Genomic DNA, 14,835 nt, shown 5'->3' on the forward strand with positions numbered 1-14,835 from the left:
CGTGTACTTTTGATCATCATGCGCCTTTCCTTCACCCCGACCCGCCCCATCCCCTACGGCCGCCAGCACATCACCGACGCCGACGTGCAGGCCGTCATCAGCACCCTGCACTCCGACTTCCTGACCCAGGGCCCGCAGGTGGCCGAGTTTGAGCGCCGCTTCGCCCAATACATCGGCGTGGAGTACGCCGTGGCGGTGAGCAACGGCACGGCCGCCCTGCACCTGTGCGCGCTGGCGCTGGGGGTGCAGCCGGGGCAGCGCGTCATCACCACGCCCATCACCTTCGCCGCCTCGGCCAACTGCGTGCGCTACTGCGGCGGCGAGGTGCACTTCGCCGACATCGACCCGGAAACGGCCCTCATCGACCTGCAAGCGGTACGTAGCCTGCTCGAAAGCCACCCCAAGGGCTACTTCCACGGCCTGATTCCGGTGGATTTCGCCGGCCTGCCCGTGAATCTGCAGGCGGCCCGGCAGCTGGCCGACGAGTTCGGGCTCTGGCTGATCGAGGATGCCTGCCACGCGCCCGGCGGCTTCTTCACCGATGACCAGGGCCGGGAGCAGCGTTGCGGCAACGGGCAACTGGCCGAGCTGGCCATCTTCTCGTTTCACCCCGTCAAGCACATTGCCACCGGCGAGGGCGGCATGATTACCACCAACCGCCGCGACCTGTACGAGCAGCTCCTGCTGCTGCGCACCCACGGCATCACCCGCGACCCGGGCCGCCTGCAGCACCCCGACGAGGGCGGCTGGTACTACGAAATGCAGGAGCTGGGCTACAACTACCGCATGCCCGACATGCTCTGCGCCCTGGGCATCAGCCAGCTGGAGCGGGCCGACGAAGGCCTGGCCCGCCGCCGCCAGCTGGCCCGGCAGTACGACGCGGCCTTTGCCCAGACGCCCGGCGTGACGCCGCTGGCCGGCGCCGCGGGCCACGCCTACCACCTCTACGTCATCCAGGTGCAGGACCGGCGCGGGCTCTACGACTTTCTGCGCGGCAAGCAGATTTTCGCCCAGGTGCACTACATCCCGGTGCACACCATGCCCTACTACCAGCAGCTGGGCTGGCAGCCCGGCGACTTTCCGGCGGCCGAGGCCTACTACGCCCGCTGCCTGAGCCTGCCCATGTTCCCCAGCCTTACCGACGAGGAGCAGCAGTACGTCATCGACTGCGTGCGCGAGTTTGTGGGCCAATGACGGCGGCGGAATTTCGGCAGAAGCTGGCCCTGGGCACGGCGCAGTTCGGCTTGGCCTACGGCATCAACAACACCCAGGGCCGCCCCAACGACGACGCCGTGGCCGCCGTGCTGGCCGAAGCCCAGGCGGCCGGCCTGACCTTGCTCGACACCGCCGCGGCCTACGGCGACAGTGAGGCGCGCCTGGGCCAGTGGCTCAGCCAGCACCCGGAAGCCCCGTTCGAGGTAGTGACCAAAGTGGCGGCGGCCGCGCCGGCCGTGGTGCGGGCGGCGGTGCAGGCCAGCCTCGGGCGGCTGCAGCTGACGCGGGTGTACGGGGTGCTCTTCCACGATTTCAACGCCCTGCAGCAGCAACTGCCGGCCTGGCAGGGCCTGCAGGCCAGCCGCGCCGCCGGCCTGACCACCCGCATCGGCATTTCGCTCTACCATCCCTGGCAGGCCCAGTGGCTGCTCGACCGCCGGGGCTGGGACGTGGACCTGTTGCAGGTGCCCTACAACGTGCTCGACCAGCGCTTCGAGGCGGTGCTGCCGGCCCTGGCCGAACGCGGCGTGGAAGTGCACGTGCGCTCGGCGTTTCTGCAGGGCCTGCTGCTGCGTCCGCTCGATACGCTCCCGACCTACTTCGAGCCGTTGCGGCCCCGGCTGACGCGGCTACGCGCGCTGGCGGCGGCGGCCGGCATGCCGCTCGAAGCCGCCTTGCTGCTCTTCGCGGCCACCGCGCCCGGCGTGGCCCGCGTCGTTATCGGCGTCGATACGGTGGCCAACCTGCGGGCCAACGTAGCGGCCGAGCACTACCTGCCGGCCTTCACGGCCCTGCGCCCGGCCCTGGCCGAGCTGGCCGAAACCACGGAGGAGCTGATTCTGCCCTACCGCTGGCCGCCGCGAGGTTAGCGCATTACCTTCACCCAGCCCCGGTACATCTGCCCCGTGGCGTTGTGGCGCAGGTGGTAGTAATAGACGCCGGCCGGCTGCTTGTCGGCACTCCAGCTGTTGTCGTAGCGGCTTACCTGGTAAACTTCCCTGCCCCAGCGGTTATAGATTTCCAACGACCATTCCGCGGCAATCAGCCCTTTGAGTTTGAACGTCTGGTTGAGCTGGTCGCCATCGTCGGGCGTGATGATGTTCGGAATGACCACCGGGCACTGGTTGCCGACGCTGATTTCATCGCGGCCGCTGCAGCTGCCGTTACGGCTGATTTCCAGCCAGTAGGTACCGGGCTCGGTGACGGTAAAGGTCGCCGCCGTCGAGCCATCCTGCCAGCGGTACGTGGAACCGGCCGGCTGCGCAGCGCGCGGCCGCAGCACCAAGGGCTTTTCCAGGCAGACGAGCGTGTCGGGCCCGAGGGAGAAGCTGGGAGCAGCGGCCCCCGTCACGATGATTTCGTCGCGGCTGCTGCAGCCGTTGCGGGTAATTTCCACCGAGTAAATGCCCGGCAACGCTGCGGCGTAAGTGGCCCCAGTCGAGCCGTCCTGCCAGCGGTAAGTGGTGCCACCAGGTTGCGCAGGCGTTGGCCGCAGCACAAACGGTTGGGTGAGGCACACGGTCGTGTCACGCCCAAGGCTGAAGGCGGGCGGGGCCGCAGCGGTAACCGTTTGCGTCGCGCTGGCGGTGCCATCCGGCGAGGTTCCTAGCAGCGTCACGGTATACGTCCCCGGCCCGGAAAATACGTGTGACGCCGTAAGTCCCGTGGCAGTATTGGCCGCGCCGGAAGTCGGGTCGCCAAAATTCCAGGTATACGTACTGCCCGTCACAAAACCCGACGCGGTGCCCACGAAAGTGAACGGACTGGGCAGGCAGGCCGGAGTAGCCGTTAAGGCAATTGACAGCACTACGTTGCGGGCAAAGGCATTAGGATAATTGGGCAGGCCATTCTGGCTTTGGCGGCCGCCCAGCGGCACGCCTGCTACCCGCAGGTTACAGGCCGTACCCAATGCATCAGGGTTATCAATGACGCTGATGTTGCCATTGAACAACATAGCGCCGTAGATTTTGCCATCGGGGCCGCGCTGCAGGCTGCTGATGTCGCCGCTGTAGATAGTGACCCGCGAAGCCGCAATCTGCGTCAGCGCGCCAGCCTGCAAGTTGTATTGGCCGATGCTACCGAATGGGCTGGCGGCACAGTACAGGCGCGAGCTGTTCGGGGAAAACTCCACGCCGTAGTTGTAGCCGAACGCACCTAATCGGACGTAGTTCGACACTACACCTGTAGCGTTGTTGAAGTTGTGTAGGGCAAACTCGTTGTCGCGCTGGGCCAGAGCTAGCCATTGCCCATCCGGTGATACCCGCATGCAGCCAACGGCATTGCCAGCCCCGAAGAAGCTGCCGCCACCTTGGTGTACTGGCCCGGCGGCGCTGATGACCGGCGTGCTGCTGACCCCGCTGGGACTGAGCAGAAAGCTGTAAAACTCATTATTTTGCCAGCCTTTCACGATAATCCAATAGTCTCGGCCGTTGGCGTGCAAGGCCGCCGTAAGTTTTTCCGTCACCTTGCCCGTAAGCGTTGGGGTCGGCAGGCGTACGTTCTTTGTTGCCGTCACGTCCCCCAGCCCGTTCTGCAAGGTCATATCGAGCACCGAATAGCGCAAGCCGTACACCAGGTTGTTGTCGATAGCATCGACAATCAGATAAACGAACTTGCTGGGCTGGCCCGGGTAGGGCAGAAACATGCACGCCTGCGAAGCCGACTCATGGCCGCCCATACCGGTGCCGTTGGGCATGGGTTGGTGGCTGCGGTTCCAGATTGTGACGCCGTGGCTATAGGCCTGTAGCGTACCTGTGGCGTCGGAAATCGAGGCGCAGCCTTCGTAGGAAGTCAGCTGACCGTTGGTGAGCGGCGCGGGAGTACCGCTGCTGAACGTCAGCCCGGCTTGGGTACCGAAATACCAGTTGTTGTTGTAGCCCTGGCCGCGCACGCCAAGCCAGCCAGAGGTAAGCCACAGCGCCAGCAGCAGCCAATAATAATTGTTAGGCATCGCGCCGAAGTAGAATTAAAAAATCAGGAAATAGACCTGTTAGCCACGGTAAGCAACCGACAAAGATAGGTTGATCGGCATCAGTTCTGTGATTTTGTCACCTTTGCGCCCGCACCCGCTTTCCCCTGTCCGAAACGATGGACAGCCTCTTCCAGCGGATTTCAGCATGTCCAATTTATCATTTGCCAATCTGTTTTCCCTGCGCGGCCAGCTCGTACTGCTCACCGGCGGCTACGGCTACCTGGGCCAGGCCATAGCCCGCGGCCTGGCGACTCACGGCGCTAGCGTAGTCGTGCTCGGCCGCGACGAAGCGACCTTCCAAACCACTTTCACGGCCGAATCCACCATCCACTTTCAGTTCTGCGACGTAGCCGACACCGCCTCCGTGCAGGCCGCGCTGGCGGCCGTGGAGGCGCATTACGGGCTGCCCGCGGTGCTCATCAACAACGCCTTCTACAGCCGCGGCAGCCGCCCCGACCAGCTGACGGATGAGGAGTTTGCCCTCGGCCTCGACGGTTCTCTGGTTAGCACTTACCGCTGCATCCGTGAGGCGCTGCCCTACCTGCGGCGGCGCGGCGGCGGCAAAATCATCAACGTGGCCTCGATGTACGGCGTAGTGGCGCCCGACTTTTCGGCTTATGAAGCCACGCCCCAATTCACCAACCCGCCGCACTACGGGGCGGCCAAAGCCGGCGTGATTCAGCTCACCAAGTACTTCGCCTCCTACCTCGGCCCCGAAAACATCCAGGTCAACTGCGTCACGCCGGGCGCCTTTCCCAGCCCGGCGGTGCAGGAGCAGAGCACCGAGTTCGTGGAGCAGCTCAGCCGGCGCATTCCGCTGGGCCGCATCGGGCAGCCCCAGGACCTGGCCGGCTCGTTTGTGTTTCTGGCGTCCCGGGCCTCGGATTTCGTGACGGGCCACAACTTAGTTGTCGACGGCGGATGGACCATCAAGTAACGCGCATCGGGGCGCTGCTGCAGGCGCGCATGGGTTCGATGCGCCTGCCGGGCAAGGCGCTGATGCCCCTGCCGCTGGGCGGCCCGACCACGGTGCTGGCGCAGGTGCTGGCCCGCGCCGGCCGCGCCACCACCCTGCATACCACCGTGGTAGCCACCTCCACCTTGCCCGCCGACGACGTGCTGGCCACCGCGGCGGCGGCCCTGGGCGCACCCGTATTCCGCGGCGACGAGGCCGATGTGCTGGGGCGCTTCCAGCAAGCCGCCGTCGAGCACCGGCTCGACGTCATCGTGCGGCTCACCGGCGACAACCCAGCCCTCGACCCGCAGTACCTCGATGAAGCCGTGCGCAGCCACCTCGCCGCCGCCGCCGACTACACGCTCACGACCGGCCTGCCACTGGGAACCAACCTGGAAATCATCGGGCGGGCCGCTTTGGATCGGGCCGCTGCCGAGGCCCGGCAACCCGAGGAGCGGGAACACGTGACGCCCTACCTGCGCCGCCACCCCGAGCTGTTTCGGCTGCAGACGCTGCCGCTGACGGCCCCGGGCGCCCCGGCTGATCTGCGGCTGACCCTGGATTATCCGAGCGACTACGCCCTGCTGCACCTGCTGTTTACCACCCTGCCCGCCGGTTTTGGCTTGGCCGAGGTGGGGCAGCTGCTGGCCGCGCAACCCTGGCTGCGCTTCATCAATCATGACAACCAACAGGTAAAAGTATGAGCCGCCCCGATCTGCCCCGCTTGGTGCTGCGCGCCGACGGCAACCCGCGCATCGGCCTGGGCCACGTGATGCGCCTGCTGGCCCTGGCCGATATGCTGCGCCCGGATTTTCGCACCACGTTCGTCATCCAGGAGCCCTCCGCTGAGCTGCTGGCGCTACTGACGGCTGCGGTGGATGAGGTGGTGGAAATGACTGCCCAGCCGGCCGCCGGGGAGCCAGCATGGTTAGCACAGCACGTCCTACAACCCGATGACATTCTGATTCTTGATGGCTACGGCTTCGAGTACAACTATCAGCAGGACGTGCGCCCGCACGTGGCCCGGCTCGTCTGCCTCGACGACCTGCACAGCTTCCCCTCGGCGGCCAATCTGGTTATCAATCCCGCCGGCGGCGTATCGGCGGCTGACTACGACCTGCGCCAGCCCGGCGCCCGACTGCTGAGCGGCCCGGCCTACGCCCCGCTGCGCCCCGCCTTCCTGGCTGCTGCTGCTTCGGCCGCCAAACGACAACCCGCCGAGCCCGATACCATCCTGATCTGCCTGGGTGGCGCCGACCCGTCGCAGCAAACCCAGCGCGTGGCCGAAGCGTTGCTGGCGCTGGCATCGGTGCGGCAGGTCAATGCCGTAGTCGGCAGCGCTTACCAGGGCTGGGACGCCCTGCAGCAGTGGGCCACCGACCAGCCCCGCCTGCTGCTGCACCGCAACCTCGCGGCGGCCGACCTAGTGGCGCTGATGCAGCTCTGCGGAGCGGCCGTGTGCGCCCCCAGCACCGTCAGCTACGAGTACTGCGCCAGCGGCGGCGGCCTGCTGTTCACCCAGCCCCTGGCCGATAATCAGCGCGGCATCGACCGGTTTTTGCGCGAGCAGGGCCTGGCCCTGCCCTACCACTCGGCCGCCAACGTGCTGACCTCCGGCGAAGCGGCCCGCGTGGCCGAACGCATGCGCCTAGCCCAGCACCAGCACTTCGACGGCCGCGTGGCCGAGCGCATCCGGCGGGCTTTTGCGGAGCTGGCAGCTGCTGATTCGCCGGCCGAGCAAGGCGCTGTAGCAACTTCCGCCGCCAGCCCTTCAACGGCGGCCCCCGACGGCCTCACCATCCGCCGCGCCACGGCCGACGATGCCCGGCTGTACTTCGACTGGGCCAACGACCCGGCCGTGCGCCGGAACGCGGTGCATACCGAGCCCATCGAGTGGGAAGGGCACGTCGGCTGGTTTGGCCGCCGCCTCGCCGACTCGGCCGCCTACCTCTACGTGCTGGAGCAGGACGGCACGCCGGTCGGGCAGGTGCGCATCGAGTTTGACGGTGAGCATGTTGCCGCCTCCGGCATTATCGACTACTCGGTGGATGCGGCTTGGCGCGGGCGCGGACTGGGTACGGCCATTCTGCACCGGGCACTGCAGCAGCTGCGGCAGGATCGGGCGGGCGACTGGACAGTGGTCGGCCAGGTGAAACCGCAGAACGAGGCCTCGGCGCGGGTGTTTGAGCGGCTGGGCTTTCGGCGCTGGGGCACCAGGCGGCTGCACGATGAGCCCTACGACGTATTTTTGCACGCGGCGGCCGCATTCGGTTCGCCCGCTTAGTTGCGCTTCTATGCAGGATATACTCATCGGTGACTACCGCATCGGCGCGGGGCACGCGCCGTTCATCATTGCCGAAATGTCGGGCAACCACGGCCAGAGTTTGGAAAAAGCCCTGGAAATCGTGGATGCCGCCGCTGCCGCGGGCTGTCAGGGTTTGAAGATTCAGACCAGCACGCCGGACATGCTCACGCTGAACAGCCGTGAGCCGGACTTTATCGTGCGCGGGGCCAACCAGGACTGGGAAGGCCAGTCGCTCTACGAGCTGTACACCACCAACTACACCCCCTACGAGTGGCACGCGGCCATTTTTGCCCGCGCCCGGGAGCACGGCATGGTGGCCTTCAGCTCCCCCTTCGGCACCGAAGCCGTTGATTTTCTGGAGTCGGTGGGCTGCCCGGCCTACAAGATTGCCTCCTTCGAAAACAACTGGACCGAGCTGATTCGCCACGCCGCCCGCACCGGCAAGCCTGTCATCATCAGCACCGGCATGGCCGATCTGGCCGACCTGGAGCGCATGGTGCAGGCCGTCCGAGCCGAGGGCAACGAGCAGGTGATTCTGCTCAAGTGTACCAGCACCTACCCCGCCCTGCCGCACAATACCAACCTGGCCACCATTCCGCACCTGCGCCAGATGCTGGGCTGCCACGTGGGCCTCTCCGACCACACCATGGGCACCGGCGTGGCCGTAGCCGCCACGGTCATGGGCGCAGTCGTCATCGAAAAGCACCTGACCATGCGCCGCGCCGACGGCGGCCCCGACTCGTCCTTCTCGATGGAGCCCGAGGAAATGGCACGCCTAGTAGTGGAGTGCCGGCAGGCGCAGCAGGCCCTGGGCACCGTGCAGTACGGCCCCACCCAGGCCGAGCTGAAGTCCCTGGCCTTCCGCCGCTCCATCTACGTGGTGGAAGACGTGGCCGCCGGCGAAGCGCTGACCCGCAAAAACGTGCGCGTCATCCGGCCCGGCCACGGCCTGCCGCCCCACCTGCTGGAGCAGGTGCTGGGCCGTGCGGTGCGCCAGGCCGTGCGCCGCGGCACCGCCCTGAGCTGGGACTTGTTGTAAGCAATGTTGAACGTCATGCAGAGCACAGCGAAGCATCTCGCGTGCTGCCCCTGGATGGTAAAATCCTCGTTCAACGAAGGAATTACTATCGAGCGAGATGTCTCAACAAGCGCGACATGACGTTCTGTTTTTCCATCTTGACGACCTATGGAAATCCGCAAATTCGATAACGGCAGCTACATCATTGCCGACCGCCTGAGCATCGGCGCAAACTTCCGCATCGGGCCGAACACCACGATTCGGGCCTCGGAGTGCATCATCGGCGACAACGTGAGCATCGGCGCGGGCAACGTGTTTCTGGTGAGCCAGCGCCTGGAAATTGAGGAGCTGACCATATTCGGCAACCAGAACAACGTGACGGCCCGCACGGTGCAGGTCGGTCGGTACGTGTACTGGGACTCGAACGTGGTGGTGGGGCACGGCGGCAAGTTCAGCCAGGACGCGCACCTGACGGTTGGGGGCTACTCCATGATCTGCGCCCGCATCACGCTGAACGTCAACCACCGCATTGACATCGGCGAGTACGTGGGCATCGGCGAGGACGTGGCCGTGTGGACGCACGGCTCCTACCTACCCATTCTGGAAGGATTTCCGGCCGATTTCGGGCCGGTGAGCATCGGCAACCGGGTGTGGCTGCCCGCCAAGTCGACGGTGCTGCCCAACCGGCGCATCGGCAACAACGTGGTTATCGGCACCAACTCGCTCATCAACAAGGACCTGCCCGACGGCTGCCTCGCGGGCGGCATTCCGGTGAAGATTCTGCGCGAAAACGTGTACCCCAGCCACGACCAGCAGCGCAACGACCAGCTCGTAGAGCGCGTGCTGGCCGATTACCAGGAGCTGGCTGCCTACAAACAGCTGTCCGCAACGCTGCGCTTCGATACTGACAGCCAGCGCATTTACTGCAACGAAGTGGTATTTGACCTCACGACCATGCAAGCCGCCGGGGCCTTCGGCGAAGTCGAGGAGGATTTCCGCGACTTCCTTCGCCGCCGGGGCATCAAGTTTTACACCGGCCGCCCATTTAGCTCGGTACTGCCCGAGGAATACCGCCGCCTGCTAGCCGTTTCGCCCGATGCCGTTTGATTTCGAAGGGAAGAAAGTCCTGGTCGTGGTAGCTCACCCCGACGACGAGTTGTTGGGGTTGGGCGCCACCATTCACCGCCTGGTTCACCACCACGGCTGCACGGCCCGCGCCGTCATCCTGGGTGAGGGCATCACCTCCCGCTCGGAAGTGCGCGACCCGGAAAAGTGGGCCGAGGAGCTACGCGTGCACCGCTCCAACATTGAGCGGGCCGCCGCGGCCATCGGCTACAGCTCCACCGGTATCTACGATTTCGCCGACAACCGCTTCGACTCGGTGAATTTGCTGGATCTGGTGAAGGTATTTGAGCAGGAGAAGGAGCAGTTTCAGCCCGACTACATCTTCACCCACCACGGCGGCGACACCAACATTGACCACCGCCGCACCTTCGAGGCCGTGGTGACCGGCAGCCGCCCCGTGCCGGGGGAGCCGATGCGCACCATCCTGGCCTGCGAAACGCCATCAAGCACCGAATGGCAGGCGGCCAGCTATCCGAATCCGTTTCTGCCGAACGTCTTCCTGGCCGTGACGGAAGAAGACGTGCAGGCCAAAATCACCGGTATGGAGGCCTACGAGTTTGAGAAGCGCCCCTACCCGCACCCCCGCTCCCCGGAGGCCCTGCGCATTCAGGCCCAGCGCTGGGGCGTGGTTATCGGCCAGCCGTTTGCCGAGGCGTTTATGCTGGTGAGGCATATCGGGTAGCAGCGCTGGTGGCGCGAACCGAAGGTCAACGTCGTCAACTTTCAGTTCGCGCATTACACGCTTATTGGCCGCATCCAGCTCTGATTCGTTGTTCTGTTAAACGAGAACTGAAAGTTCGCGCTACACCCCGCCTTGCCCCGCTTCACTCCCACCGACGCCGTTCCGCCTACCCGCACCACCCGGCTGCGCGACCTGCTGTACGTGCGCTTCACCGACCACTTCGAGGCGTTTCCGAAGGCGCTACTGGAGTCGATTTCGCCCAGCAACCCGCTCAAGCGCCTGGCCAAGGTGCTGGGCTACGCGGCCCTGCGGCTGGTCGGGAACGTGTTCAAACCCTTCAAAAACCCCGAGCAGCTGCGCGGGGCGGTCTGGCTGTACGTGGTTAGTCAGAACAACTACGACTCGCTACGCTTCATCAAGGAGCACCGGGCCGACGCGGTGCTGCTGGCCGGGCAGGCCAAGCAGATCGGGCGCTACAACCAGCAGGTAAACCGCCTTTCGCTGCGGCGCAAGCTGCTGTACTATTGGCAGCTGCCGCTGGTACTGGTGGGGCTGCTGCGCACGGAGGGGCGCCGGGCCTGGCGCTTCTTCGACTTGATTTTCAACGCCATCGGCTACTACGAGGTGTACCGCCGGGCCCTGCGGCACTACCGGCCGCGGGCGGTGGTCTTCGCCAACGACCACAACGACGACGCCCGGGCCCTGCTGCTGGCCTGCCGCCGGGAGGGCGTGCCCACGGCCTACGTGCAGCACGCCAGCGTCAGCACCAACTTCCCGCCCCTGGGCTTCGACCTGAGTTTGCTCGAAGGCCAGGACGCGCTGGACAAATACCGGCTCTGCGGCCCCGTACCGGGCCAGACGCGCTTGGTAGGCATGCCCAAGGCCGACGCTTTTGTGCGGCAACGCAACGAGCAGCCCCGGGTGCAGCGCGTAGCCCTGGCCACGAATACGCTGGACGATACGGCCGGCATCGAGGCGGCGGTGACGTACCTGCTGACTGCGTTTCCGGCGCTACAGTTCACCTACCGCGCCCACCCCAGCGACCCGCGCCGCTTCCAGGAGCTGCGCACCCGCTTTCCACAGCTCGCGTTTTCGGATGCCCGGCAGGAGTCGGTGTTTGAGTTTCTGCAGCGTCACGACGCGCTGATTGCGGCCGACACCTCCACTCACCTCGAAGCCACCCTGCTAAACCTGGTGAGCCTGTACTACCGCTTCGGCCAGCACGGCGTGGCCGATGACTACTACGGCTACGCCGCCCACGGCCTGGTGGACCGCGCCTTTTCGCTGGACGAGCTGGGCCAGCTGCTGCGCGGCTACGTGGCCCACAAGCCCGCCGACCACTACCGCCGCGCCGGCTATTACTGCGCCACCCTCGGCACGCCCGACGAAGGCCGCAGCCAGCAGCTGGCCCTGCGGGAGCTGGACGCCTGGCTGGCGAAGGGCGGCGCGGCGTAATTTGCGCCTATGGCTGCTCCTGTTCCTCCGCTCCCGCCGCTGGAAGCCTCACCCGTTTCGGCCGACACCCGACTGGCTTACGTGCTCCGGCATTTCCGCCTAGCCTACGAAGTCGAGGGCGGGCTGCCCAGCATTGGCTACGCCGACACGCAGCCAGATATCGAAGTAGCCGATGCGGCCGGGGATTTTTTCAGCGGCACCGAGCCGTACGCACCCCCGCCGGCTTTCCTGGTGTGGATGGGTCGGGAACTGCCGTTCTTTTTTGCTCCGGGTACTACCGGCCCGCTGCTCACGCTGGCGCCGGGCCGGGCCGAAATCCACGTGGACGTCGTTTCCGCCGCCTTTTACCTGCTCAGCGGCTGGCAGGAATATTACTCGGAGGAACGCGACCAGCACGGCCGCTTTCCATTCGCGGCCAGCGTGCAGGACTTCTTCGGCTTTGTGGAAGTACCGGTAGTTAATTACTACTTCGACGTGCTGCGCCGGGCCGTGGAACACGTAACGGGCCGGCCGCTGCGCCCGCGCCGCTGGGCCGATGGCGCACCCTTTGCCACCTTCGTCACCCACGACATCGACAACCTGTACAGCGCCTGGAAGGAGCCGGCCAAGGCGGCGCTGCGGCGCGTCAATGCTATCGACTTTTTACGTCAGGTTGGCCGGCGCTTCACGCACGCCGATGCCTGGGACAATCTGGCGCAGCTACAGCAAGCCGTAGCCCAATACGGAGCGCGGAGCACGTACTTTTTTTTGGGCAACCACCGGCCGAGCCCCGCTGGTACGCCCAATGCCGACTACCGACTGCGTGCCCCTGCCGTGCAACAGCAGATTCGGCAGCTCCACGACCTGGGCGCCGAAATAGCTATCCACGGCAGCTTAGGCACCGACACCCACGAGGCCGACTTGTGGCTGGAAACTGAGATGCTGCCCGTCAAACCGCGCGGCAACCGCTTTCATTACCTGCGCTGGGAGCCGCGCATCACGCCCCACGTGGTAGAAAGTACCGGTTTCGAGTACGACTCCACCCTGGGCTTCGCCGAGCACTTCGGCTTCCGCCACAGCTACTGCCTGCCCTTCCACCCGTTCAACTTTGAGGAAGGCGAAGCCTGCCGCTTCCTCGAAATTCCGCTGAACCTGATGGACGCCACCCTGCACCACCCCCGCTACCTGCAGCTGGCCCCCGACGAAATCCTGCCCGCCATCGAGCCGATGCTGCAGGAAATCGAGCGGTTCGGGGGCGTCTTCACCCTGCTCTGGCACAACGAAAACTTCGACCCGGCCAACACCGTGAACGGCCCGCGGGAGTTCCACCGCATCATGGCCTACCTTCGCAGCCGCCAAACCGCCTTCTTGACGGGACGGGCAATCTGTGAGATGGTGAAATAGTGAACTGGTGAGTTTGTCGTTCTGGCAACAGCCACGCCGCTAGGCCGTCACTCACCAGTTCACCATTTCACCATTTCACCGCTTGGGCATCGTTCAGCGCCAGGGGCTGCGCAATACCGTTATTTCCTACTTCGGGCTGGGGCTGGGCTTCGTCAATACGGCCCTGCTGATGCCGCGCTTTCTGGCCTCCGACCAGGTGGGCCTGACGCGGGTGCTGCTGAGCCTGGCCACCATCTACGCCCAGCTGGCGGCTTTCGGCTTTGCCAGCGCGGGCATCCGCTTCTTCCCTTATTTCCGCAACCGCGAAGCTGGCCACCAGGGCTTTCTGCCGCTGCTGCTGGGGCTGCCCATGCTCGGCTTCGCCGTGATTTCGCTGGCCTACTGGCTGGGCCGCCCGCTAATTTTGGCCGCCTACGACGCCGACGCGGCCCTGCTCGGGCCCTACTACGGCTGGTGCGCCCTGCTGGCCCTGTTTACCCTGCTCTACTCCCTGCAGGACGCTTACCTGAAGGGCCTCTACCACACCGCGTTTTCCTCGTTTCTGCAGGAAGTGCTGCTGCGCGTGCTCATTGCCGGCGTCACGCTGGCCTTCGGGCTAGGCTACCTCACGTTTCACCAGTTCGTGCTGGCCTACATCGGCGTCAACAGCGCGCTGACCTTGCTGCTGACCGGCTACCTGGCCTACATCGGCGAGCTGCACCTGCGGCCCACCCGGGCGGCCCTGCGGGTGCGGCCGGTGCGCGAGTTGCTCAGCTTCGGGGCCTTTGCGCTGCTCTCCAATATTTCCGGCACCGTCATCAGCTCCATCGACGCCTTGATGGTGGGCTCCAAGGTGAATCTGAAGGCGGCCGGCGTCTACACCACGGCCTTTTTTATCAGCACGGCGCTGACCATTCCGTTCCGCTCGCTCTACAAGATTGCCTTTCCGCTGCTGGCCGATTACTGGAAGGAGCAGGACATGGCCCGCATGGCCGATTTCTACCGCCGTACCACCCGCCTCAACACCGTGCTGGGCTGCTACCTGGCCCTGGGCATCGGCCTGAACCTGGACTTTATCTACTCGCTGATGAAGCCCGAGTACGCCGCCGGCACCACCATCGTCTGGATTCTGCTGGCCGGCCGCCTCCTGGACGGCATCACCGGCGTCAACGGGCTCATCGTCGTCACCTCCCCGCGCTACCGCTTCGATCTGGTGTTCAACGTGGCCCTGGCTGCGGGTACCGTGGGGCTGAACCTGCTGCTGATTCCGCCGCTGGGCATGGTGGGCGCGGCCTGGGCGGCGCTGCTGGCCCTTACCAGCATCAACGTGGCCCGCACCTGGTTTGTGTGGCACGCCTACCGACTGCAGCCCTTCGACGGGCGCATTCCGCTGATCCTGGGCGTGGCCGCCGCCGCCGCGCTGGCCGGCTGGCTGGTGCCGGCGCTGCACTCGTTCTTCGTGACGATGGTGCTGCGCTCCGCCGCCCTGACGCTGGTGTACGCCGTCGGTCTGCTGCTCACCCGGGCCGTACCGGAAGTGCAGCCGCTGCTGCAGAAACTCCGCGCCCGCTTGCGCTGATTTCGGACTGAAAAGCCAAACACTGGACGCAGTCATCCAATGCTATGGCACGAGCCGCCAACCCTTGGCCGCAGTCCTTCAAGCCTGCGCCCCAATCGTCCAAGGCTTGGTCGCAGCCAGCCAAGCCTCTGCCTCGACCATCAAAGCCTTGGGCGCAGCCAGCCAAGC

At 65.5% G+C, this 14,835-nt stretch carries 12 protein-coding genes; 11 read left to right on the forward strand and 1 reads right to left on the reverse strand.

All coding sequences use genetic code 11. The features are described from left to right. Positions 1-18: 18 nt before the first annotated feature. Both pseC and FDY95_RS02170 read left to right on the forward strand, forming a co-directional pair. Positions 19-1,194: a UDP-4-amino-4,6-dideoxy-N-acetyl-beta-L-altrosamine transaminase gene (gene pseC, locus FDY95_RS02165; RefSeq protein WP_138075068.1), complete on the forward strand. Its 1,176-nt coding sequence runs from the start codon at positions 19-21 to the stop codon at positions 1,192-1,194. Continuing rightward, positions 1,191-2,084, forward strand: a complete 894-nt coding sequence (locus tag FDY95_RS02170) for an aldo/keto reductase (RefSeq protein WP_138075069.1) — start codon at positions 1,191-1,193, stop codon at positions 2,082-2,084. Before pseC ends, FDY95_RS02170 begins: the two co-directional genes overlap by 4 nt. Here the strand turns inward: FDY95_RS02170 and FDY95_RS02175 are convergent. Beyond that, positions 2,081-4,165: a T9SS type B sorting domain-containing protein gene (locus FDY95_RS02175; protein ID WP_138075070.1), complete on the reverse strand. Its 2,085-nt coding sequence runs from the start codon at positions 4,163-4,165 to the stop codon at positions 2,081-2,083. The two genes, FDY95_RS02170 and FDY95_RS02175, sit on opposite strands and share 4 nt — an antisense overlap. Positions 4,166-4,331: 166 nt before the next feature. On the opposite strand from FDY95_RS02175, the gene FDY95_RS02180 reads away from it, so the two are divergent. From FDY95_RS02180 to FDY95_RS02220, 9 genes are all read left to right on the forward strand, one after another. Next, positions 4,332-5,123, forward strand: coding sequence for an SDR family NAD(P)-dependent oxidoreductase (locus tag FDY95_RS02180; RefSeq protein ID WP_138075071.1), 792 nt, complete (start codon positions 4,332-4,334; stop codon positions 5,121-5,123). Next, positions 5,108-5,845, forward strand: a complete 738-nt coding sequence (locus FDY95_RS02185; protein WP_138075072.1) for a cytidylyltransferase domain-containing protein — start codon at positions 5,108-5,110, stop codon at positions 5,843-5,845. The genes FDY95_RS02180 and FDY95_RS02185 overlap by 16 nt, the downstream gene beginning before the upstream one ends. Beyond that, positions 5,842-7,425, forward strand: coding sequence for a UDP-2,4-diacetamido-2,4,6-trideoxy-beta-L-altropyranose hydrolase (gene pseG / locus FDY95_RS02190; RefSeq protein WP_138075073.1), 1,584 nt, complete (start codon positions 5,842-5,844; stop codon positions 7,423-7,425). Before FDY95_RS02185 ends, pseG begins: the two co-directional genes overlap by 4 nt. A 10-nt stretch (positions 7,426-7,435) precedes the next feature. Beyond that, positions 7,436-8,485, forward strand: coding sequence for a pseudaminic acid synthase (gene pseI, locus FDY95_RS02195; protein WP_138075074.1), 1,050 nt, complete (start codon positions 7,436-7,438; stop codon positions 8,483-8,485). A 147-nt stretch (positions 8,486-8,632) separates the two neighbouring features. Beyond that, positions 8,633-9,571: a hypothetical protein gene (locus tag FDY95_RS02200; protein WP_138075075.1), complete on the forward strand. Its 939-nt coding sequence runs from the start codon at positions 8,633-8,635 to the stop codon at positions 9,569-9,571. After that, on the forward strand, positions 9,561-10,271 hold the full coding sequence (locus FDY95_RS02205) for a PIG-L deacetylase family protein (RefSeq protein ID WP_138075076.1): 711 nt from the start codon (positions 9,561-9,563) through the stop codon (positions 10,269-10,271). The genes FDY95_RS02200 and FDY95_RS02205 overlap by 11 nt, the downstream gene beginning before the upstream one ends. A 132-nt stretch (positions 10,272-10,403) precedes the next feature. Beyond that, positions 10,404-11,726 carry a glycosyltransferase family protein gene (locus tag FDY95_RS02210; RefSeq protein WP_246073902.1) on the forward strand — a complete coding sequence of 441 codons (1,323 nt, stop codon included), beginning with the start codon at positions 10,404-10,406 and terminating at the stop codon, positions 11,724-11,726. Between the two features lie 9 nt (positions 11,727-11,735). Further along, entirely contained in the window at positions 11,736-13,109 is a 1,374-nt protein-coding gene (locus FDY95_RS02215; RefSeq protein ID WP_138075077.1) for a DUF7033 domain-containing protein, read from the forward strand. A gap of 82 nt (positions 13,110-13,191) precedes the next feature. After that, positions 13,192-14,667, forward strand: coding sequence for a lipopolysaccharide biosynthesis protein (locus FDY95_RS02220; protein ID WP_138075078.1), 1,476 nt, complete (start codon positions 13,192-13,194; stop codon positions 14,665-14,667). Positions 14,668-14,835 lie beyond the last annotated feature (168 nt).

This window comes from Hymenobacter jeollabukensis, assembly GCF_005771675.1.
GTDB lineage: Bacteria > Bacteroidota > Bacteroidia > Cytophagales > Hymenobacteraceae > Solirubrum > Solirubrum jeollabukense.